General features: G+C 67.9%; 31 protein-coding genes and 1 pseudogene. 2 read left to right on the forward strand and 30 right to left on the reverse strand.

The features are described 5' to 3' along the window. Positions 1-44: 44 nt before the first annotated feature. The 28 genes from rpsM to ACFV6X_RS26985 all read right to left on the reverse strand — a co-directional run bounded on the left by rpsM (position 45) and on the right by ACFV6X_RS26985 (position 15,299). Complete coding sequence (gene rpsM, locus ACFV6X_RS26850) at positions 45-425, reverse strand: 30S ribosomal protein S13 (RefSeq protein WP_365451851.1); 381 nt, start codon at positions 423-425, stop codon at positions 45-47. 193 nt (positions 426-618) lie between these two features. Continuing rightward, complete coding sequence (gene rpmJ, locus ACFV6X_RS26855; protein WP_003974245.1) at positions 619-732, reverse strand: 50S ribosomal protein L36; 114 nt, start codon at positions 730-732, stop codon at positions 619-621. 65 nt (positions 733-797) lie between these two features. Then, positions 798-1,019, reverse strand: coding sequence for a translation initiation factor IF-1 (gene infA, locus ACFV6X_RS26860; RefSeq protein ID WP_003948620.1), 222 nt, complete (start codon positions 1,017-1,019; stop codon positions 798-800). 154 nt (positions 1,020-1,173) lie between these two features. Next, positions 1,174-2,010, reverse strand: coding sequence for a type I methionyl aminopeptidase (gene map, locus ACFV6X_RS26865; RefSeq protein ID WP_385387534.1), 837 nt, complete (start codon positions 2,008-2,010; stop codon positions 1,174-1,176). A 135-nt stretch (positions 2,011-2,145) separates the two neighbouring features. Further along, positions 2,146-2,808, reverse strand: a complete 663-nt coding sequence (locus ACFV6X_RS26870) for an adenylate kinase (protein ID WP_385387536.1) — start codon at positions 2,806-2,808, stop codon at positions 2,146-2,148. Continuing rightward, positions 2,808-4,121: a preprotein translocase subunit SecY gene (gene secY / locus ACFV6X_RS26875; protein ID WP_385387538.1), complete on the reverse strand. Its 1,314-nt coding sequence runs from the start codon at positions 4,119-4,121 to the stop codon at positions 2,808-2,810. The genes ACFV6X_RS26870 and secY overlap by 1 nt, the downstream gene beginning before the upstream one ends. Before the next feature lie 243 nt (positions 4,122-4,364). Beyond that, positions 4,365-4,820 carry a 50S ribosomal protein L15 gene (rplO, locus tag ACFV6X_RS26880; RefSeq protein WP_003974249.1) on the reverse strand — a complete coding sequence of 152 codons (456 nt, stop codon included), beginning with the start codon at positions 4,818-4,820 and terminating at the stop codon, positions 4,365-4,367. Between the two features lie 2 nt (positions 4,821-4,822). After that, positions 4,823-5,005 carry a 50S ribosomal protein L30 gene (gene rpmD, locus ACFV6X_RS26885; RefSeq protein WP_003974250.1) on the reverse strand — a complete coding sequence of 61 codons (183 nt, stop codon included), beginning with the start codon at positions 5,003-5,005 and terminating at the stop codon, positions 4,823-4,825. Positions 5,006-5,007: 2 nt separating this feature from the next. Continuing rightward, positions 5,008-5,613 (reverse strand): 30S ribosomal protein S5, encoded by a 606-nt coding sequence (gene rpsE, locus ACFV6X_RS26890; protein ID WP_009190144.1) that lies wholly within the window; start codon positions 5,611-5,613, stop codon positions 5,008-5,010. Between the two features lie 41 nt (positions 5,614-5,654). After that, complete coding sequence (gene rplR, locus ACFV6X_RS26895; RefSeq protein ID WP_067018998.1) at positions 5,655-6,038, reverse strand: 50S ribosomal protein L18; 384 nt, start codon at positions 6,036-6,038, stop codon at positions 5,655-5,657. A 3-nt stretch (positions 6,039-6,041) separates the two neighbouring features. Continuing rightward, positions 6,042-6,581: a 50S ribosomal protein L6 gene (rplF, locus tag ACFV6X_RS26900; protein ID WP_365451861.1), complete on the reverse strand. Its 540-nt coding sequence runs from the start codon at positions 6,579-6,581 to the stop codon at positions 6,042-6,044. Positions 6,582-6,605: 24 nt separating this feature from the next. Next, positions 6,606-7,004 (reverse strand): 30S ribosomal protein S8, encoded by a 399-nt coding sequence (gene rpsH, locus ACFV6X_RS26905; RefSeq protein WP_015658459.1) that lies wholly within the window; start codon positions 7,002-7,004, stop codon positions 6,606-6,608. A 210-nt stretch (positions 7,005-7,214) separates the two neighbouring features. Beyond that, positions 7,215-7,400: a type Z 30S ribosomal protein S14 gene (locus ACFV6X_RS26910; protein WP_003948630.1), complete on the reverse strand. Its 186-nt coding sequence runs from the start codon at positions 7,398-7,400 to the stop codon at positions 7,215-7,217. A 5-nt stretch (positions 7,401-7,405) separates the two neighbouring features. Continuing rightward, positions 7,406-7,963 (reverse strand): 50S ribosomal protein L5, encoded by a 558-nt coding sequence (gene rplE / locus ACFV6X_RS26915; protein ID WP_030788262.1) that lies wholly within the window; start codon positions 7,961-7,963, stop codon positions 7,406-7,408. After that, positions 7,963-8,286: a 50S ribosomal protein L24 gene (rplX, locus tag ACFV6X_RS26920; protein ID WP_385387541.1), complete on the reverse strand. Its 324-nt coding sequence runs from the start codon at positions 8,284-8,286 to the stop codon at positions 7,963-7,965. Before rplX ends, rplE begins: the two co-directional genes overlap by 1 nt. 2 nt (positions 8,287-8,288) lie before the next feature. After that, positions 8,289-8,657: a 50S ribosomal protein L14 gene (rplN, locus tag ACFV6X_RS26925; RefSeq protein WP_003998823.1), complete on the reverse strand. Its 369-nt coding sequence runs from the start codon at positions 8,655-8,657 to the stop codon at positions 8,289-8,291. Positions 8,658-8,759: 102 nt separating this feature from the next. Then, positions 8,760-9,044: a 30S ribosomal protein S17 gene (gene rpsQ / locus ACFV6X_RS26930; protein ID WP_365451865.1), complete on the reverse strand. Its 285-nt coding sequence runs from the start codon at positions 9,042-9,044 to the stop codon at positions 8,760-8,762. Further along, a complete protein-coding gene (gene rpmC, locus ACFV6X_RS26935; RefSeq protein ID WP_007494763.1) occupies positions 9,044-9,268 on the reverse strand; it encodes a 50S ribosomal protein L29 in 225 nt (74 codons plus the stop codon). Before rpmC ends, rpsQ begins: the two co-directional genes overlap by 1 nt. Then, positions 9,268-9,687, reverse strand: coding sequence for a 50S ribosomal protein L16 (gene rplP, locus ACFV6X_RS26940; RefSeq protein WP_005313579.1), 420 nt, complete (start codon positions 9,685-9,687; stop codon positions 9,268-9,270). Before rplP ends, rpmC begins: the two co-directional genes overlap by 1 nt. 5 nt (positions 9,688-9,692) lie before the next feature. Beyond that, complete coding sequence (rpsC, locus tag ACFV6X_RS26945) at positions 9,693-10,526, reverse strand: 30S ribosomal protein S3 (protein WP_210572717.1); 834 nt, start codon at positions 10,524-10,526, stop codon at positions 9,693-9,695. Continuing rightward, positions 10,526-10,873, reverse strand: coding sequence for a 50S ribosomal protein L22 (gene rplV / locus ACFV6X_RS26950; RefSeq protein WP_003974262.1), 348 nt, complete (start codon positions 10,871-10,873; stop codon positions 10,526-10,528). Before rplV ends, rpsC begins: the two co-directional genes overlap by 1 nt. A 41-nt stretch (positions 10,874-10,914) precedes the next feature. Further along, positions 10,915-11,196, reverse strand: coding sequence for a 30S ribosomal protein S19 (gene rpsS / locus ACFV6X_RS26955; RefSeq protein ID WP_356692142.1), 282 nt, complete (start codon positions 11,194-11,196; stop codon positions 10,915-10,917). A gap of 12 nt (positions 11,197-11,208) precedes the next feature. Then, the gene (gene rplB, locus ACFV6X_RS26960) at positions 11,209-12,045 is read right to left on the reverse strand and encodes a 50S ribosomal protein L2 (RefSeq protein WP_217143312.1); all 837 of its coding nucleotides are present in this window, start codon (positions 12,043-12,045) and stop codon (positions 11,209-11,211) included. A gap of 40 nt (positions 12,046-12,085) precedes the next feature. Next, entirely contained in the window at positions 12,086-12,505 is a 420-nt protein-coding gene (gene rplW / locus ACFV6X_RS26965; RefSeq protein ID WP_365451869.1) for a 50S ribosomal protein L23, read from the reverse strand. Continuing rightward, a complete protein-coding gene (gene rplD / locus ACFV6X_RS26970) occupies positions 12,505-13,161 on the reverse strand; it encodes a 50S ribosomal protein L4 (RefSeq protein ID WP_365451871.1) in 657 nt (218 codons plus the stop codon). Before rplD ends, rplW begins: the two co-directional genes overlap by 1 nt. An 8-nt stretch (positions 13,162-13,169) precedes the next feature. After that, a complete protein-coding gene (gene rplC, locus ACFV6X_RS26975; RefSeq protein ID WP_385387545.1) occupies positions 13,170-13,814 on the reverse strand; it encodes a 50S ribosomal protein L3 in 645 nt (214 codons plus the stop codon). A 17-nt stretch (positions 13,815-13,831) separates the two neighbouring features. Continuing rightward, the gene (rpsJ, locus tag ACFV6X_RS26980; protein WP_003948644.1) at positions 13,832-14,140 is read right to left on the reverse strand and encodes a 30S ribosomal protein S10; all 309 of its coding nucleotides are present in this window, start codon (positions 14,138-14,140) and stop codon (positions 13,832-13,834) included. A gap of 442 nt (positions 14,141-14,582) precedes the next feature. Continuing rightward, entirely contained in the window at positions 14,583-15,299 is a 717-nt protein-coding gene (locus tag ACFV6X_RS26985) for a YoaK family protein (protein ID WP_385387547.1), read from the reverse strand. Positions 15,300-15,476: 177 nt separating this feature from the next. Here ACFV6X_RS26985 and ACFV6X_RS26990 point away from each other — a divergent pair, with 177 nt between their 5' ends. After that, on the forward strand, positions 15,477-17,204 hold the full coding sequence (locus ACFV6X_RS26990; protein ID WP_385387549.1) for an NlpC/P60 family protein: 1,728 nt from the start codon (positions 15,477-15,479) through the stop codon (positions 17,202-17,204). A 44-nt stretch (positions 17,205-17,248) separates the two neighbouring features. Here the strand turns inward: ACFV6X_RS26990 and gdhA are convergent, their stop codons facing one another. Continuing rightward, the gene (gene gdhA, locus ACFV6X_RS26995) at positions 17,249-18,616 is read right to left on the reverse strand and encodes an NADP-specific glutamate dehydrogenase (RefSeq protein ID WP_385387551.1); all 1,368 of its coding nucleotides are present in this window, start codon (positions 18,614-18,616) and stop codon (positions 17,249-17,251) included. Positions 18,617-18,963: 347 nt separating this feature from the next. Here gdhA and ACFV6X_RS27000 point away from each other — a divergent pair. After that, positions 18,964-19,369, forward strand: a pseudogene (locus ACFV6X_RS27000) (alpha-lytic protease prodomain-containing protein); the annotation flags it as partial. A gap of 27 nt (positions 19,370-19,396) precedes the next feature. On the opposite strand, the gene ACFV6X_RS27005 reads toward ACFV6X_RS27000, so the two are convergent. Continuing rightward, positions 19,397-20,578 (reverse strand): acyltransferase family protein, encoded by a 1,182-nt coding sequence (locus ACFV6X_RS27005; RefSeq protein WP_385387552.1) that lies wholly within the window; start codon positions 20,576-20,578, stop codon positions 19,397-19,399. Between the last annotated feature and the right edge of the window lie 4 nt (positions 20,579-20,582).

Consider the following 20,582-nt stretch of genomic DNA (forward strand, 5'->3'; position numbering starts at 1 on the left):
TCGGTCCTACAGCGAAGACCGCTGGACGGCGAGTCCGCTGCGGACTACTTCTTGCCCGGCTTCTTCTTGCCGGCGATGGCGCGACGCGGGCCCTTGCGGGTGCGGGCGTTGGTGCTGGTGCGCTGACCGCGGACCGGCAGGCCGCGGCGGTGACGCAGACCCTGGTAGCAGCCGATCTCGACCTTGCGGCGGATGTCGGCCTGGATCTCGCGACGGAGGTCACCCTCGGTCTTGATGTTGTTGTCGACGTACTCGCGGATCGCGACGAGCTGCTCTTCGCTCAGGTCGCGGACGCGGGTGTTCGGGTCGATGCCCGTGGCGGCCAGCGTCGCCTGCGAGAGGGTCCGGCCGATGCCGAACACGTAGGTGAGGGCGACCTCCACGCGCTTTTCGCGCGGGATGTCGACACCGGAAACGCGTGCCATTCAATGGCTCCTGGTGATCTTCGGAGGTCTTCCACAGGACCGGTTCCCAGTCGCCGTATGAGGTACGAACTGGGTCCCCGGCCTCCGACCGGGGGTGTCAAGCCATGGCGCGGCTCGGGCCCTGCGTATGAACATATTCAGCTCGCGTCGCGCGAATCTCTGCGAAAGCGGTGCAGAGGGAGAGGTCCTGCGGTCAGCCCTGGCGCTGCTTGTGGCGCGGGTTGTCGCAGATGACCATGACCCGGCCGTGACGGCGGATCACCCTGCACTTGTCGCAGATCTTCTTGACGCTCGGCTTGACCTTCATGGGGTGAGGTTCTCCGGGTCAGTTGCCGACGGCCCCGCGTCGGAGACACGGGGCGAGGGCAAGATCTACTTGTAGCGGTAGACGATCCGGCCACGCGTGAGGTCGTACGGAGACAACTCCACCACGACCCGGTCGTCAGGGAGGATGCGGATGTAGTGCATACGCATCTTGCCGCTGATGTGTGCCAGGACCTGGTGGCCGTTCTGGAGCTCGACCTTGAACATGGCGTTCGGCAGAGACTCGACGACAGTGCCCTCGATCTCGATGGCACCTTGCTTCTTGGCCACGCTTCGCCCTTCGGAATCGACTACCTTGATCGACCCCTGGACTTTTCCCTTACGGGCGCATGCAGACATGCGGGTGCACAAGAGCCGACGAGTCAGTCTACGTCAGCGCACCCGGAAAGACGAATCGAGGCAGTCTGCCCCAAGCCCATGATCATTAAGCGACCGGATCCGGCGCCGCCGTGATCCCGTACTCCGCGAGCTTCGCCTTGCCTCCGTCGGGTGCCGTCAGGACCAGCGGGCCCTGGTCGGTCAGGGCGATGGAGTGTTCCCAGTGGGAGGACCAGGTGCCGTCGGTCGTGATGACCGTCCAGTCGTCCTTGAGGACCTCGGTCCTCGGGGTGCCCAGCGACACCATCGGCTCGATGGCCAGGCAGAAGCCGGGGACCAGCTTCGCACCCTTGCCCCGACGCCGGTCGACGTAGTTCAGCAGGTGCGGGTCCATGTGCATCTCGGTGCCGATGCCGTGGCCGCCGTAGTCCTCGATGATCCCGTAGCGGCCGCCGCCGGGCTTCGGCTGCCTGCGGATGTACGTCTCGATGGCCCGGGAGATGTCGACGAGCCGGTTGCCCAGCTTCATGGCCGCGATGCCGGCCCACATCGACTCCTCGGTCACCCGCGACAGCTCGATGAGCTCCGGGGCGTGACCGGAGCCGACGAAGGCCGTGTACGCGGCGTCGCCGTGCCAGCCGTCGACGATCGCGCCGCAGTCGATCGAGATGATGTCGCCGTCCTTGAGGACGACGTCCTCGGACGGGATGCCGTGCACGACGACCTCGTTCACCGAGGTGCAGATGGTCGCGGGGAAGCCGCCGTACCCCAGGAAGTTCGACTTGGCACCGTGCTCCGCCAGCACCTTGCGCGCCACCTCGTCCAGATCCTTCGTACTGGCCCCGGGCACCGCCGCCGCACGCGTGGCCGCGTGAATGGCGGCGACGACCAACCCGGCCTCACGCATCTTGGCGATCTGCTCGGGACTCTTGATCTGCACCATGAAGACGACGGCCTTTCTGGACCGGGAAGGGACGGACTGCTTCCACGATACGGGGCGACCACGGCCGCCCACCCCACGCAGCGGCCGCGGTCCCCTCAGGGGGAACCGCGGCCGCCGACCACGTACGACGAACGACTACTGACCGTCGTCCTCGCGCTTGAGCGCCTCCAGCGCGCGGCCCGTGACCTCGTCGACCGCACCCATCGCGGAGATGGTCACCACCAGGCCCTGCGCCTTGTAGTAGTCGATGATCGGCTCGGTCTGCGTGTGGTAGACCTCCAGCCGCTTGCGCACGGTCTCCTCGGTGTCGTCGTCCCGCTGGTACAGCTCGCCGCCGCAGACGTCGCAGACGCCCTCCTGCTTCGGCGGGCTGTACGTCACGTGGAAGACGTGCGCGGAGTCCTTGCGGCAGATGCGCCGCCCGGCGATCCGCTTGACGACCTCGGTCTCGGGCGCCTCCAGGTCGAGCACGGCGTCCAGGGTGATGCCCTCGTTGTGCAGCAGCTCGTCCAGTGCCTCGGCCTGCGAGACGTTCCGGGGGAAGCCGTCCAGCAGGAAGCCGTTCACGGCGTCCGGCTGCTCCATGCGGTCCTTCGCCATGGCGATGGTGACCTCGTCCGGCACCAGGTTGCCGGCGTCCATGTAGGACTTCGCCAGCTTGCCGAGCTCCGTCTGCCGACTGATGTTGGCGCGGAACAGGTCGCCCGTGGAGATGTGCGGGATCGACAGCTTCTCGGCAAGGCGAGTGGCCTGCGTACCCTTACCGGCACCCGGCGGGCCGACGAGGACGATTCGCATCAGCGGAGGAACCCTTCGTAATTGCGCTGCTGGAGCTGGCTCTCGATCTGCTTCACCGTCTCGAGACCGACACCCACGATGATCAGGATGCTGGTACCACCGAACGGGAAGTTCTGGTTTGCCCCGAAACCAACCAACGCCATCGTCGGCACGAGAGCGATCAGACCCAGATACAGCGAACCCGGCCAGGTGATCCGGTTGAGTACGTAACTCAGGTACTCAGCGGTCGGTCGGCCAGCCCGGATGCCCGGGATGAAGCCACCATACTTCTTCATGTTGTCGGCGACTTCCTCGGGGTTGAAGGAGATCGCCACGTAGAAGAACGCGAAGAAAACAATGAGCAAGAAGTACAGAGAGATGTAAATCGGGTGGTCGCCCTGGACCAGGTGACCCTCGATCCAGCTCTTCCAGCCGGAGTTCCCGCTGGAGAACTGCGCGATCAGCGCCGGGATGTAGAGCAGCGACGAGGCGAAGATGACGGGAATCACACCCGCCTGGTTCACCTTGAGCGGGATGTAGGTGGATGTACCGCCGTAGGCGCGGCGGCCGATCATGCGCTTGGCGTACTGCACCGGGATCCGGCGCTGGGCCTGCTCGACGAAGACCACCAGGCCGACCATGAACAGGCCGACGAGGATGACCGTGCCGAACTCGATCCAGCCGTCGGCCAGCGTGCCCTGCTGCTTGATGGCCCACAGGGCGGACGGGAAGGTGGCGGCGATCGAGATGAACATCAGGATCGACATGCCGTTGCCGATGCCGCGGTCGGTGATGAGCTCACCGAGCCACATCACCACGGCCGTACCGGCGGTCATGACGATCACCATGGTGATGGTGACGAAGATCGACTGGTCCGGGACGATCTGGCCGGCGACCGGGCAACCCTGGAACAGGGCGCCGCTGCGGGCGGTGGCGACGAGGCCGGTGCCCTGCAGGATGGCGAGCGCCACGGTCAGGTAGCGGGTGTACTGCGTGATCTTCGCCGTACCCGCCTGGCCCTCCTTCTTGAGGGCTTCGAGGCGGGGAATCACCACCGTCAGGAGTTGCAGGATGATGCTCGCGGTGATGTAGGGCATGATGCCGAGCGCGAAGATCGTGATCTGCAGCAGGGCGCCGCCGCTGAACATGTTGACCAGACCGAACAGACCCTGGTTGCCCTTGGCTACGTCGATACAGGTCTGGACGTTCTGGTAGTCGACGCCCGGAATCGGGACGTGTGTACCGACTCGGTACACCACGATGATGCCGAGCGTGAAGAGCAGCTTCTTGCGCAGGTCGGGCGTCTTGAACGCCCGGGCGAACGCGGTGAGCACGGTGCCTCCTGCGACCCCCGCGCGTCTGCGTCAAGGGTGACGGTCTTGAGGTTCCAATAGAACAACGACATGGATAACGGTCAACTGCCGCTCAAAGTGCCCGACGTGCGACAGCTGTGAAAGTTGGCAGTGCAGGCCACCTTACCCGCGGGACTGCCACCCTTGGAACGACCAACCGGGGATACCCCATTTGTGGGGTATCCCCGGTCGGGATCGCTCAAGTCATCGAGGCGCCTGTTGCGTTCAGACGAGCTCGGTGACGGTACCGCCGGCGGCGGTGATCTTCTCCTTGGCGGAGCCGGAGACGGCGTCGACCGTCACCTGCAGCGCCACGGAGATCTCGCCCTGGCCGAGGACCTTGACGAGGCTGTTCTTGCGAACGGCACCCTTGGCCACCAGACCCTCGACGGTGACCTCGCCACCCTCGGGGTAGAGCGCGGCCAGCTTGTCGAGGTTCACGACCTGGAACTCGGTCTTGAACGGGTTCTTGAAGCCCTTCAGCTTCGGAAGACGCATGTGGAGGGGCATCTGGCCACCCTCGAAGCGCTCCGGAACCTGGTAACGAGCCTTCGTACCCTTGGTACCACGACCGGCCGTCTTACCCTTCGACGCCTCACCACGACCCACACGGGTCTTGGCGGTCTTGGCGCCCGGGGCGGGACGGAGGTTGTGGATCTTGAGCGGGTTGTTCTCCGCCATGATCAGTCGACCTCCTCGACCGTCACGAGGTGGCGGACGGTGTGCACCATGCCGCGGAACTCGGGGCGGTCCTCCTTGACGACCTGCGTGTTGATGCCCTTGAGACCAAGGGAACGCAGGGTGTCACGGTGGTTCTGCTTGCTGCCGATGTAGGACTTGACCTGCGTAATCTTGAGCTGCGCCATGATTACGCACCCGCCCCGGCACGCGCACGGAGAAGAGCCGCGGGGGCGACGTCCTCGAGCGGCAGACCACGGCGCGCCGCGATCTCCTCGGGACGCTGCAGGCCCTTCAGGGCCTCCACGGTCGCGTGCACGATGTTGATCGCGTTGTCGGAGCCGAGCGACTTCGACAGCACGTCGTGGATACCGGCGCACTCCAGCACGGCACGCACGGGACCACCGGCGATAACACCGGTACCCGGCGACGCCGGCTTCAGGAGCACGACACCGGCAGCCTTCTCACCCTGGATCGGGTGCGGGATGGTGCCCTGGATCCGGGGGACCTTGAAGAAGTGCTTCTTGGCCTCCTCAACACCCTTGGCGATGGCGGCCGGCACCTCCTTGGCCTTGCCGTAACCGACACCCACGGTGCCGTCACCGTCGCCCACCACGACCAGCGCGGTGAAGCTGAAGCGACGACCACCCTTCACAACCTTGGCGACGCGGTTGATCGCGACGACGCGCTCAACGTACGCGGTCTTCTCGGCGGCAGCTGCGCCGCCGTCACGGCCCTTCCGGTCCCGCCGCTCGCCGCCACCGGCACCGCCACCGCGGCGCTGGGGTCCAGCCATTGGAATTACCTCTCTCTGTCTCCGCTAGCTACGGAACCGACTCAGAACTTGAGTCCGGCTTCGCGGGCGGCGTCCGCCAGGGCAGCGATGCGCCCGGCGTACTGGTTGCCACCACGGTCGAATACGACGGCCTCGACGCCCGCGGCCTTGGCGCGCTCGGCGACCAGGGCGCCGACCTGCTTGGCCTGTGCGGACTTGTCGCCCTCGCCACCGCGCACCGAGGTGTCCAGGGTGGACGCCGACGCCAGGGTGTGACCCTTGATGTCGTCGATCACCTGGGCCACGATGTGGCGGTTGGAGCGGGTAACGACCAGACGAGGACGCTCCGCCGTACCGGCGATCCGCTTGCGGATCCGGATGTGACGGCGCTTGATCGCGGCGCGCTTGTAGGCGTCGCCCTTGAGGATCTTCTGTCCGTATGCCATGGCTTACTTACCCGCCTTTCCGACCTTGCGGCGGATGACTTCGCCCTCGTACTTGACGCCCTTGGCCTTGTACGGGTCGGGCTTGCGCAGCTTGCGGATGTTGGCCGCAACCTCGCCGACCTTCTGCTTGTCGATGCCCTCGACCGAGAAACGGGTCGGGTTCTCCACCTTGAAGGAGATGCCCTCGGGGGCCTCGACCACGATCGGGTGGCTGTAGCCGAGCGCGAACTCAAGGTTCGAGCCCTTGGCGGTCACGCGGTAACCGACACCACTGATCTCGAGCTTCTTCACGTAACCCTGGGTCACGCCGGTGATCATGTTCGCCACCAGCGTGCGGGACAGGCCGTGGAGGGCCTTGTTCTGACGCTCGTCGTTCGGGCGGGTGACGTTCAGAACGCCGTCCTCACCCTTGACGATCTCGATCGGTGCCACGACGGTGTGGGTCAGCTCGCCCTTGGGGCCCTTGACCTTGACCGTACGGCCGTCGATGGTGACGTCCACGCCGGCGGGAACCGCGATGGGGAGCTTGCCGATGCGCGACATAGCTGTTTCCTCCGTTCCCTTCCGTTACCAGACGTAGGCGAGAACTTCTCCGCCTACGCCCTTCTTGCCGGCCTGCTTGTCGGTGAGAAGCCCGTGCGACGTGGAGATGATCGCCACGCCGAGGCCGCCGAGCACCTTCGGCAGGTTGGTGGACTTCGCGTACACCCGGAGACCGGGCTTGGAGATCCGCTTGATGCCCGCGATGGAGCGCTCACGGTTGGGGCCGAACTTCAGCTCCAGGACGAGGTTCTTGCCGACTTCGGCGTCCTCGACCTTCCAGCCCGTGATGAAGCCCTCCTGCTGGAGGATCTCCGCGATGTGCGACTTGATCTTCGAGTGCGGCATCGCCACGGTGTCGTGGTACGCCGAGTTCGCGTTCCGCAGACGCGTAAGCATGTCTGCGATCGGATCAGTCATGGTCATGAATTGGCCTTCGGCCTCTCTCGCCGGGGTTTCCTGGTGCGCCATCCCTCTCCCCGATCCGAGACGGGACGGGTGCGGCGCGGTGGACCTACGGCGTAGTAAGTCGTACGGGCGGCAGACGCCCAACCCCGCAAGCCTAAGGCATACGGAGAAGGGCTCCTGCCGACCCAGATGCTTACCGAGAGCTTCAGGAATCCCCTATTACAGGGATTACCAGGAGCTCTTGGTCACGCCCGGCAGCTCGCCACGGTGAGCCATCTCACGAAGGCACACGCGGCACAGGCCGAACTTGCGGTACACGGAGTGCGGGCGGCCGCAGCGCTGGCAGCGGGTGTAGCCACGCACACCGAACTTGGGCTTGCGAGCAGCCTTAGCGATCAGAGCCTTCTTCGCCATCTCGCTCACGCCTCCTTGAACGGGAAGCCGAGGTGACGAAGGAGCGCGCGGCCCTCAGCGTCGTTGGTCGCCGTGGTGACCACGGTGATGTCCATACCCCGGACGCGGTCGATCTTGTCCTGGTCGATCTCGTGGAACATGACCTGCTCCGTGAGACCGAAGGTGTAGTTGCCACGGCCGTCGAACTGCTTGGGGGACAGGCCGCGGAAGTCGCGGATGCGCGGCAGCGCGAGCGACAGGGTGCGGTCCAGGAACTCCCACATGCGGTCGCCACGGAGTGTGACGTGGGCACCGATCGGCTGTCCCTCACGCAGCTTGAACTGCGCGATGGACTTGCGGGCCTTGGTGACGGCCGGCTTCTGACCGGTGATCGTGGTGAGGTCGCGGATGGCGCCCTCGATCAGCTTGGAGTCGCGGGCGGCGTCGCCCACACCCATGTTGACCACGATCTTGACGAGGCCGGGGATCTGCATGACGTTCTCGTAGGAGAACTCCTCACGCAGCTTGCCCGCGATCTCCTCGCGGTACTTCGTCTTCAGACGCGGAGTGGTGGTGGTAGCCATCAGATGTCCTCACCCGTCCGCTTGGCAACGCGGATCTTGTTGCCCTCGTCGTCGAAGCGGTAACCGACGCGAGTCACGACCTTGTTGCCGTCCTTCTCCACGACGAGCGACACGTTGCTCACGTGAATGGGGGCTTCGGTGGTGATGATGCCGCCGGCCTGCGAACCGCGAGCCGTGGGACCGGCCTTGGTGTGCTTCTTGACCCGGTTGACACCCTCGACCAGGACGCGCTCGTCGCGCGGGTAAGCGGCAATGACCTTGCCCTGCTTGCCCTTGTCCTTGCCGGTGATGACCTGGACCAGGTCGCCCTTCTTGATCTTCATGCTTACAGCACCTCCGGCGCGAGCGAGATGATCTTCATGAACTTCTTCTCGCGCAGCTCACGGCCGACGGGGCCGAAGATACGGGTGCCGCGAGGGTCGCCGTCGTTCTTCAGAATGACGGCGGCGTTCTCGTCGAAGCGGATGTACGAGCCGTCCGGACGGCGGCGCTCCTTGACGGTGCGAACGATGACCGCCTTGACGACGTCACCCTTCTTCACGTTGCCACCGGGGATCGCGTCCTTGACGGTGGCGACGATGACGTCACCGATACCCGCGTAGCGGCGACCGGAGCCACCGAGCACACGGATGCAAAGGATCTCCTTCGCACCAGTGTTGTCGGCGACACGCAGTCGCGACTCCTGCTGGATCACGTCTATCTCCTGGTTGTCTGCCGGTTCCCGGGGCGGGTGCGCAATGCACACACCCGCCCCGAGCCTGGCGGAACGATGCCTAGGGGGTCCCCCTAGGAGGGATTACTTGGCCTTCTCGAGGATCTCGACGATGCGCCAGCGCTTCGTCGCGGACAGCGGCCGGGTCTCCATGAGGAGGACACGGTCGCCGACGCCCGCGGCGTTCTGCTCGTCGTGCGCCTTGAGCTTGTTCGTACGGCGGATGACCTTGCCGTACAGCGCGTGCTTGACGCGGTCCTCGACAGCGACGACGACGGTCTTGTCCATCTTGTCGCTGACGACAAGACCCTCACGGGTCTTGCGGAAGCCGCGTGCCTCGGTGTTCTCAGTCACGTTGTTCTCGCTCATCAGGCGTTCTCCACCGTCTCGATGCCGAGCTCACGCTCACGCATGAGGGTGTAGATCCGGGCGATGTCCTTGCGGACCGCCTTGAGACGGCCATGGTTCTCGAGCTGGCCGGTCGCCGCCTGGAAGCGGAGATTGAACAGCTCTTCCTTGGCCTCGCGGAGCTTCGCCAGAAGCTCCTCGTTGCCCAGCTCGCGCAGCTCGGACGCCTTGGTACCGGCCGACATCACGCTTCACCTGCCTCGCGCTTGACGATCCGGCACTTCATCGGCAGCTTGTGGGCCGCACGAGTCAGCGCCTCACGGGCGATCTTCTCGTTGGGGTAAGACAGCTCGAACATGACCCGACCCGGGTGCACGTTCGCGACCCACCACTCCGGAGAACCCTTACCGGAACCCATGCGGGTCTCGGCGGGCTTCTTGGTGAGGGGGCGGTCCGGGTAGATGTTGATCCAGACCTTGCCGCCACGCTTGATGTGGCGGGTCATCGCGATACGGGCCGCCTCGATCTGGCGGTTGGTCACGTACGCCGGAGTCATGGCCTGGATGCCGTACTCGCCGAACGCAACCGTCGTACCACCCTTGGCCATACCGCGGCGCTTCGGGTGGTGCTGCTTGCGGTGCTTGACCCTACGGGGGATCAGCATTTCGGTCAGGCCTCCGTTCCGGTGCTCTCAGCCGGAGCGGCAGCCGCGGGGGCCTCGGCCTTGGGGGCCTCGGCACCAGCAGCCTGCTGCGGCTTGCGACCGCGCCCGCCACGCTCGCCGCCACGGCCACCACGGGCCGGACGGTCGGCGCCGCCACCGCGAGCCGGGCGGTTACCCGCACGGGCGGCAGCGTTCTCGGCACGGACCTCGGCGATGTTCTTGACGTCGCCCTTGTAGATCCAGACCTTCACACCGATGCGGCCGAAGGTCGTCTTGGCCTCGAAGAAGCCGTAGTCCACGTTCGCGCGGAGCGTGTGCAGGGGCACACGGCCCTCGCGGTAGAACTCCGAGCGGGACATCTCGGCGCCACCGAGGCGGCCACCGCACTGGATCTTGATGCCCTTGGCGCCGGCCTTCATGGCGGACTGCATGCTCTTGCGCATGGCCCGACGGAAGGAGACGCGGGAGGAGAGCTGCTCGGCGACGGCCTGGGCGACCAGCTGAGCATCGGTCTCGGGGTTCTTGACCTCGAGGATGTTCAGCTGGACCTGCTTGCCGGTCAGCTTCTCCAGGTCGCCGCGGATGCGGTCGGCCTCGGCGCCACGGCGGCCGATGACGATGCCCGGGCGAGCGGTGTGGATGTCGACGCGGACGCGGTCACGGGTGCGCTCGATCTCCACCTTCGAGATACCGGCGCGCTCCATGCCGGACGTCATCATCCGGCGGATGGCGACGTCTTCCTTGACGTAGTCCTTGTACAGCTTGTCGGCGTACCACCGGGACTTGAAGTCCGTGGTGACACCGAGGCGGAACCCATGCGGGTTAACCTTCTGGCCCATTACCGGGTTCCTTCCTTGCTGCTGACGACCACGGTGATGTGGCTGGTCCGCTTGCGGATCCGGTAGGCACGGCCCTGGGCACGCGGCCGGAACCGCTTCAGGGTCGGGCCCTCGTCGACGTACGCCTCGGAAATGAAGAGGCTGTCGGCGTCGGTGTGGTCGTAGTTGTGCGCGGCGTTGGCAATGGCGCTGTCGAGCACCTTGCCGACCGGTACGGAGGCGGCCTGCGGAGCGAATCGCAGGACCGCCTGGGCCTCCGTGGCATCCATGCCACGGATGAGGTCCACCACACGGCGGGCCTTCATGGGCGTGACGCGGATGTACCGCGCCTGGGCCCTGGCTTCCATGGTTGTCCCTTTCAGGTTTCTTTGTCTGAATGCGATCCGCGTTAGCGGCGCTTCGACTTCCGGTCGTCCTTGACGTGGCCCCGGAAGGTGCGCGTCGGCGAGAACTCGCCGAGCTTGTGGCCGACCATCGACTCGGTGACGAACACCGGGATGTGGGTCTTGCCGTTGTGCACCGCGAGCGTGTGACCGAGCATGGCCGGCACGATCATCGAGCGACGGGACCAGGTCTTGATGACGTTCTTGGTGCCGGCTTCGTTCTGGGCGTCCACCTTCTTCAGCAGGTGGTCGTCGACGAAGGGCCCCTTCTTCAAGCTACGAGGCATCTCAACCCGTCCTTAGCGCTTCTTGTTCGTCTTGCGGCGGCGGACGATGTACTTGTTCGACGCCTTCTTGGGCGAACGAGTACGGCCTTCCTTCTTGCCCCACGGGGACACCGGGTGGCGTCCACCGGAGGTACGTCCCTCACCACCACCGTGCGGGTGGTCGACCGGGTTCATGACCACACCACGCACGGTCGGGCGAACGCCCAGCCAGCGCTTACGGCCCGCCTTACCCCAGTTGATGTTCGACTGCTCGGCGTTGCCGACCTCGCCGACGGTGGCGCGGCAGCGCACGTCGACCAGGCGGATCTCTCCGGACGGCATGCGGAGGTGGGCCATCGAGCCCTCCTTCGCGAGCAGCTGCACGGAGGCACCGGCGGAGCGGGCGAACTTGGCACCGCCACCGGGACGGAGCTCGATCGCGTGGATCGTGGTACCGACCGGGATGTTGCGGAGGGCCAGGTTGTTGCCCGGCTTGATGTCGGCCCCGGGACCGTTCTCGACGCGGTCACCCTGCTGCAGGTTGCGCGGGGCGAGAATGTAGCGCTTCTCGCCGTCGGCGTAGTGCAGCAGCGCGATACGCGCGGTGCGGTTGGGGTCGTACTCGATGTGCGCGACCTTCGCCGGCACGCCGTCCTTGTCGTGACGACGGAAGTCGATCACTCGGTAGGCGCGCTTGTGTCCGCCACCCTGGTGGCGAACGGTCACACGACCGGCGTTGTTACGGCCGCCCTTGCTGTGCAGCGGGCGAACCAGCGACTTCTCCGGCGTGGACCGCGTGACCTCGACGAAGTCGGCGACGCTGGAGCCACGACGGCCCGGAGTCGTCGGCTTGTACTTGCGGATTCCCATTTCTCAGTCCTCGTCCGATATCGGACGATCCGGACCTCCGTCAGGAGGTCGGACCGCCGAAGATGTCGATACGGTCGCCCTCGGCGAGGGTCACGATCGCGCGCTTGGTACCCGCGCGCTGGCCGAAGCCGGTGCGGGTCCGCTTGCGCTTGCCCTGGCGGTTGATCGTGTTCACGCCGGTGACCTTGACCGAGAAGACCGCCTGGACGGCCTGCTTGATCTGGGTCTTGTTGGCGTTCGGGGCCACGATGAACGTGTACTTGCCCTCGTCGAGAAGCGCGTAGCTCTTCTCGGACACGACCGGCTTGAGCAGGACGTCACGGGGGTCCGTGAAGGCCTTGCTCGCCGGGGTGACGACGGTGTTCTTGCCCTCGGCCTCGTGGCGGCGCGCCTTGGCGACGCGCGCGGCCTTGGCGACCTTGGCCGCCTTGGAGGCGATGCTCGGGTGACGCGTAGCCATCAGGCCTCGCTCCCTTCGGTGTCAGTGGCCTTCGGGCCGGACACGAAGGACTCGAAGGCGGCCTTGGTGAAGACCACGTCGTCCGAGACGAGAACGTCGTACGTGTTCAGCTGGCCCGGCTCCAGGATGTGGACCTGGGGCAGGTTGCGGGCGGACAGCCACGCGGCCTCGTCGGCGCGGTCGACGACCAGGAGCAGGTTCTTGCGCTCCGAGATCTTGCCGAACAGCGTCCGGGCGGCCTTCGTCGACGGGTTCTCACCCTCGACGACGCCGGAGACGACGTGGATGCGGTTGTGGCGGGCCCGGTCGGTGAGGGCGTGACGCAGAGCGGCAGCCTTCATCTTCTTCGGGGTCCGCTGCGAGTAGTCACGCGGCTGCGGGCCGTGGACGACGCCACCGCCGGCGAACTGCGGCGCGCGGGTCGAACCCTGGCGGGCGCGACCGGTGCCCTTCTGGCGGTACGGCTTCCTGCCGCCACCACGGACTTCACCGCGGGTCTTGGTCTTGTGCGTGCCCTGACGGGCAGCGGCCAGCTGTGCGACGACGACCTGGTGGATCAGCGGAATGCTGACCTTCTCAACGCCGAAGATCTCCGCGGGGAGCTCGACGGAACCGGCCTTGTCGCCCGCCGGCGAAAGGATGTCAACAGTGCTCATCGGTTACCTCAGGCCCCCTTGGCCGCGGTGCGGACCAGGACGAGGCCGCCGTTCGGACCGGGAACCGCGCCCTTGATGAGCAGCAGACCCTTCTCCGCGTCAACGGCGTGGACGGTCAGGTTCTGGGTGGTGACCCGCTCGTTGCCCATGCGACCCGCCATGCGGAGGCCCTTGAACACGCGGCCCGGGGTGGCGCAGCCACCGATGGAACCGGGCGAGCGGTGCTTGCGCTGGGTGCCGTGTCCGGCGCCGAGGCCCTTGAAGTTGTGACGCTTCATGACACCGGCGAAGCCCTTGCCCTTGCTCTTGCCGGTCACGTCGACCTTGATGCCGGCCTCGAACACCTCGGCGGTGATCTCCTGGCCGAGGGTGTACTCGCCGGCGTCAGCGGTACGGATCTCGACGAGGTGGCGGCGGGGAGTGACGTCGGCCTTGGCGAAGTGGCCCTTGAGGGGCTTGTTCACCTTGCGCGGGTCGATCTCGCCGAACGCGATCTGGACGGACTCGTAGCCGTCGGCGTCGTTCGTGCGGACCTGGGTGACGACGTTGGGGCCGGCCTTGACGACGGTGACCGGAACAACACGGTTGTTCTCGTCCCACACCTGCGTCATGCCGAGCTTCTCGCCCAGGATGCCCTTGATCTGCTTAGCCATCTCTCAGATCACCGGCCTCAGAGCTTGATCTCGATGTCGACACCGGCCGGGAGGTCGAGTCGCATCAGGGAGTCAACGGTCTTGGGCGTCGGGTCGAGGATGTCGATCAGGCGCTTGTGCGTGCGCATCTCGAAGTGCTCGCGCGAGTCCTTGTACTTGTGCGGCGACTTGATGACGCAGTACACGTTCTTCTCAGTGGGCAGCGGCACCGGGCCCGCGACCGACGCACCAGTGCGGGTCACCGTCTCGACGATCTTCTTCGCCGAGGAGTCGATGACCTCGTGGTCGTAGGCCTTGAGCCGGATGCGGATCTTCTGTCCCGCCATGGCTACTTCGTAGTCCTGTCTCTCTACAGCTCTGGAACCCGGTGTTCCCGTCCTCTTCTCCGACCCACGCGGTCGGGCGTGTCGCAGTCTCGCTGACAAAGATGTCCCTTGTTCGAACATCCCTGCGGGATCGCACACAGCCCTGCCGGAACCGTGAACCGGGGGCGAGAGGCCCACCGGGTGCCTGGTCGGTGCCGCACTGACACTTCCCGGAAGATTCCCGTACGTCCGCCCCGCATGGGGACGACGAGTACTGTGGGACTCGCTTCCGGTCCTCCCGGCGGGAGGCGCACAGCATCAACACTCGACCGAGCAACTCGGACAGTCTGCCATATGGGGCACTGCCGACGCCAATCGAGCCGGAGAGAATACCCCGAGGGTGACGCAGGTCAAACCCTGGCCCGGAGCACCGGAAGCCGCCCAACCCCGGGCGCGGCCCCGCTCAGTCCGGCTCCCACGTCCGCCGTCGCGGCATCGCCCAGAACACCACGCCCAGTACCAGGGCCGACGCCGCGGGCACCAGCAGGAGCACCGCGGGGCGCACCGCCTCGTGCAGGAGCCAGGCGCCCAGCAGGCCGCCCGCGAACATCGCGCCCACCGAGACGAAGCGGCGGCCCTCGACACGCGGGCCGGAGCCGATGCGGCGGTCAGCGGCCGGGACGAGCCCGCCGAGGAGTGCGGTGAGCGGGCGCGTGGACACAGTGGTGGGCACGTCCGGGACCTGTACCCGCATGGTGGTGACGTTGCGTACGCCCATGGCCGCGGCCACCAGGGCGATCACGAGCAGATGGTGGCCGGTGACGGGTCCGCCCGGCTCGTCGGCGCTGATCCGCCACGCGACCAGGCCGCCGCACCCCAGGAGCAGCGCCTCGGTGGTCAGGCCGGGCACGAACCAACGGCGGCCGTGGATGTCCACGTAGGCCTCGAACAGGGAGCCGGCCACCGCGCCGACCACGAAGCCGGCGAGGGAGACCCCCGCCGCGGCCGGTGAGAGCTCGGCCGCGCCGATGAGCGCGAAGGCGAGGAAGAGGAGGTTGCCGGTCTGCACGGCCGTGAAGGTCGGGCCCAGCACGAGAAAGCTGACGGCCTCGATCATGCCGGTCGTCAGCGTGAGCACCACCATGGCCGAGGTGAGCCCGACGCCCGCCTTGGGCTTCACGCGGGGGTCCGCTTCATACGGGGACCGTAAGCCGCGACCCACGCGTCCGGCCTCCGCTGCCGCGGGCCGCTACGCCGATCAGGTTCCGTCCCGCGAAAGGCCCCGGCGCCGCCGCCCTTCGGGCCGATCACGCGGACGGCTGTCTTCCGCGGCCCGCCTGGCGTGATCATGGTCGGCATGTCGATCCCTTCCCGGCGCAGCCTGCTCGCCACCCTCGCCGCCTCTGCCGCCTCCGTCCCGCTCGGTGCTCTGGCCGCCACCCCGGCGCGGGCCGCCGGACCGGTGCACGCCGTCGAGCCGTTCGCCGTGCCGGCGGGTCCGACCTCGGGCCGTTCCACGGTGACGCTGCCGCCGCTGGACGCGTCCTACTTCACGCAGGTGACGCTGGGCACGCCACTCACCGCGACCGTGCTGCCGGGCACCCCGGCCCGCACCGAGGCGACCTCGGCGGGCCGGCGCGTCGCGCTGCTGACGCACGGGGCCCGGACCGTCGTACTGCCGGGCCCGGAGCGGACCTTCACGGAGAACAAGAAGCCCTTCGCCGACGACTTCGGGCGCACGCTGCAGGACTCCTGGGGCAACTCCCCCGGCGGCGGCAGCTGGTCCACCCTCGGCCCCGCCGACCCGGACTACTCGGTGCTGCCCGGTACCGGCGTCATCGCCCTGACCACCGACTACGCCAGCCGGCACGCGACCGTCCGGGACGGCGAGATCACGGACGTGGACGTCCGCTCCGTGGCCCGGTTCGACAAGGTGCCCGTCGGCCAGGCCTGCTCCTACGCGCTGTCCTTCGGCTACCAGGACACCCACAACAACTACCGGGCCCGGCTCTCCTTCCTCACCACCGGCACGGTCGAACTGCGGGTCGAGAAGGAGGTCGCCGACACGGTCACCCAGCTGACCTCCGCCGTCACCCTCGCCACCGGCGTCCCCGCGGGCACCGACTGGACGATCCGGGTCCGCCGCGAGGGCAGCCGTATCCGCGTCAAGGCCTGGCGCTCGGCCGCCGCGGAGCCCTCCGGCTGGGCCACCGACGTCACCGACGCCACCTTCGGCAAGGGCCGGGTGGGCCTGCGCGCGCTGGCCAACGACGGCTGCACCAACCTGCCGGTCAGGCTGCTCGTCGGCCACTTCGAGGTGAGCGCCGCGAACTGGGCGACGCCGCCGGCGGTCACCCACCGCGACTGGGTGCGCGTACTGCCGGAGCCCTTCGACGGCACCTGGACGCCGGAGGTCGAGAAGACCGTCCGCGGCTGGGCCGGCTCCACCGCGCCGGACGTCCTGGCCCACGCGGCGATGTTCCTCCCTGGCGCGCCCGCGGTCACCGCCGGCTCCGGACCGGCCGAAGGCGCACAGGTCCTCGGCGAGTCCGGGTACGGCTACCTGGACCCGCAGGGCAACCGCTACGAGGGCGCCGACTTCCACGAGTACATGAACCTCGGCTGGACCTTCCCCCACGGCACCCACACCGGGCCGTCCAGCAAGCAGGCGGGCAACCTGGACTGCTCGGGCTACACACGGATGGTGTACGGCTTCCACCTGGGCGTACCGCTGGCCGCCGGCCAGGACACCTCCGGCACCCGGATACCCCGCAGGTCCCGCGACATGGCCGACCACGCGCCCGGCGTCCGAGTCGACCGCACCGACGGTACGAACCCGCCCCCCGCGCCCCTGCTCCAGCCCGGCGACCTGGTCCTGTTCAACGCCGACTCCGGCGACGACAACGCCACGGTCACGGTCGACCACGTCGGGATCTACCTCGGGAACGACACGGCGGGCGGCCGCCGCTTCCTCTCCAGCCGCAAGACGGTCAACGGCCCCACGATGTCCGACCTGGGCGGCGCGTCACTCCTGGACGGCACGGGCACGTACGCGACGAAGCTGCACACGGTCCACCGCATCTGACACCGCCCGAAGCGGGCGGCCGCACCACCTGGTCCTTCCGCGTCTCAGATGACCCCCTGCGCGACCATCGCCTCCGCCACCCGCTCGAAGCCCGCGATGTTCGCGCCCGTCACGTAGTCGCCGGGGCTGCCGTAGCGGGCGGCGGTCTCGCGGCAGGTGGTGTGGATGTCGGCCATGACGCGGGCGAGTTCCTCCTCGACGCGGACCGCCGGCCAGGCCGTACGGGACGCGTTCTGGGCCATCTCCAGGGCGCTGACCGCCACGCCGCCGGCGTTCGCCGCCTTGGCGGGGCCGAAGGCGACCCCGGACCGCTGGAACAGCTGGACCGCCTCCGGGGTCGCCGGCATGTTCGCGCCCTCCGAGACGGCCTTCACGCCGTTGCGGATCAGGGCCGCGGCGTCGTTCCCGTCCAGTTCGTTCTGGGTCGCGGACGGCAGGGCGACGTCGGCCGGAACCTCCCAGACCCGGCCGCCCGGCACGAAGCGCGCCGAGGCGCCCCGGCGCTGCGCGTACGTGCCGATCCGGGCCCGCTCCACCTCCTTGACCTGCCGCAGCAGGTCCAGGTCGACACCCTTCTCGTCGACCACGTAGCCGGAGGAGTCCGAGCAGGTGATCGGGTTGGCGCCGAGAGCCGTCAGCTTCTCGATGGTGTGGACCGCCACGTTCCCGGAGCCCGACACGACCACGGACTGGCCCTCCAGGTCCTCGCCGCGCTCCCGCAGCATCGCCGCCGTGAACAGGACGTTGCCGTACCCCGTCGCCTCCGGGCGGATCAGCGAGCCGCCCCAGCCCGGGCCCTTGCCGGTGAGGACGCCGGCCTCCCAGCGGTTGGTGATGCGGCGGTACTGGCCGAAGAGATAGCCGATCTCCCGGCCGCCGACGCCGATGTCACCCGCCGGCACGTCCGTGTGTGCGCCGATGTGGCGGTGCAGTTCGGTCATGAAGGACTGGCAGAACCGCATGACCTCCGCGTCGCTGCGTCCCCTCGGATCGAAGTCGCTGCCGCCCTTTCCCCCGCCGATGCCGAGGCCGGTCAGCGCGTTCTTGAAGATCTGCTCGAAGCCCAGGAACTTGACGATGCCGAGGTTCACCGAGGGGTGGAAGCGCAGGCCGCCCTTGTACGGGCCGAGCGCGCTGTTGAACTCCACGCGAAAGCCCCGGTTGACGTGCACCCGGCCCCGGTCGTCCTGCCACGGGACCCGGAAGATGATCTGCCGCTCCGGCTCGCACAGCCGCTCCACCAGCCCCGGCTCCGCGTACTCCGGGCGGTCCGCCAGCACCGGTGCCAGCGTGTCCAGCACCTCGGCGACGGCCTGGAGGAACTCCGGCTGCGCGGGGTTGCGGTCCTCGATCTCCGCGCGGAGGCGGTCCAGCGTGTCCGTCGTCCTGGTCTCGTCGCGTCGCTTCGTCACGGGCTCCCTTTCATCCGGTTCCTCCGGCCCGACCGCTGGTACGGCCTACCCGCCCCGCGCGTTCAGGACACGTGCCCCGCGCTCGGCGCGTCCACCCGGACCAACGGCCGGGTCGAGCGGGACCGAGCACCGGGAGACGCTTCAACTGGTCTGTACCAACCCCTTGGCCCCGCCCCTCCCCCGCCGCACGCTCGGCTCATGGAGCTGGAGCTGCGACATCTCAGGACGGTCCGGGCCATCGCCGACGCCGGGAGTCTCACGAGGCTGGGCGCCCTGGTGGACCGGCTGGCGGATGTCCTGCCCGACGCCCGCGTGTCGACCTGCGCCTCATGGTCCGAGCGGCGGAACGGGGCGCGAAGGCCACGGTCGTCCGCCACTCCCTCCCCGACCGGGACGCCGCCAAGGCCCGCCTGGACCGGGCGTCCCAGCGGCGGGGCACCACCGACGCGCCCGTCTGGTATGTCGACGTGCGCGGCAACGCCGTCGTCGCGCAGGCGGTACGTCCGGCCGCCGCGCGCGCCCTGCTGGGCGCGGCGGGCGTCGACGGCTCGCTCGCCCGGATCGGGACGACGGCCGAGCGGCCCCGCGCGCTGTACGACCTGCGCGGCGGCGAGGCGTACTACATCGACAACAGCGGACGCTGCTCCATCGGCTTCCCGGTCACCGAGGGAACCCAGCAGGGCTTCGCCACGGCCGGTCACCGCGGCCGGGCCGGCGCGAGCGCCAGGCCACAACCGGGTGGCGCAGGGCACCTGCACGAGGCACCCGGACCCGGCCTGATCACGCCGCCCGCTGGAAACTCCGCAACCGTACGAACGACGACTCCAGCCCGTTCTTCAGCGCCCGCGCCACCGGCCGTTCCACGAAACGGTGCACCAGCCAGCTCAGCACCAGGAACCCTGCGATCAGCGTCGCGACCAGGAGGCGGGGGTCCATCGTGCCGCGGAGGTGGTGGATGAGGACTATGCCCGCGAGGTAGTGCATGAGGTAGAGCGGGTACGTCAGGCAACCCGCCGTCACCAGCCACTTCCAGCGGATGCGGTCGGTCCAGCCGAGGGCGACGGCCACCATCACCAGCATGAACACGGTGAAGATGACGACCGCGCCACGCCAGCTGCTGACCTGCTCGTACTCGACCCGCTCCCCCAGCTCCAGCTGGCCCATCAGCCAGGACATCGCGAGGATGCCCCACAGGAGGAGGTCCTGGCCGAAGCGGTGCATGAGGTAGAGGGCCAGACCGGCGATGAAGTACCAGGCGGCGCTCGGGTCGGCGACCAGCGTCAGCAGCGGGAACTTGGAGATCGGCGCCAGCATCGCCGCGGCGCCCCAGACGCAGCAGAACACGACGACCCGGCGGTACGTCAGGCCCATGGCGACGACGACGAGGAACAGCAGGTAGAAGCGGAGCTCCGACCAGAGCGTCCAGTACACGGGGTCGACGTTCGGGATCTTGGAACCGGACTGCAGCATCGTCAGGTTGAAGAGGATCTCCCGCAGCCGCAGCCGCTCCTGCACCCCCGGCAGCAGCACCAGCACGGCCGTCGTGAAGAGGACGGCGAACCAGTACGCGGGGTAGAGGCGGATCACGCGCGAGACGAAGAAGTCCTTCGGCGTGCGGCCCCAGCACGACATGCAGATCACGAAGCCGCTGATCACGAAGAAGATCTCGACGCCTATCCAGCCGAAGGAGGCGACGCGGAACACGCTCGGCATCAGCTCCGACACCGGGCGGTCCCAGATGATGTTGCCGGCCTCGTTCGCCCGGCGGGTGCCGACGAAGTGGTGCAGGACCACCATCAGGGCGGCGGCGAGACGGATGCCGTCGACGACGTAGAGCCGGGGCCGCTGCCGTCGGGCACCGCGAGCCGAGGTGTCCACCTTCGGCGCGCCCAGCGGCTGTGGCGGACGTTCGGCCACCGCGACCGGCATAGGTATCGACAATCCGCTGCGCGCACCCTGCATCAGG

The organism is Streptomyces sp. NPDC059861 (assembly GCF_042731435.1).
In the GTDB taxonomy this organism is placed as follows: domain Bacteria; phylum Actinomycetota; class Actinomycetes; order Streptomycetales; family Streptomycetaceae; genus Streptomyces.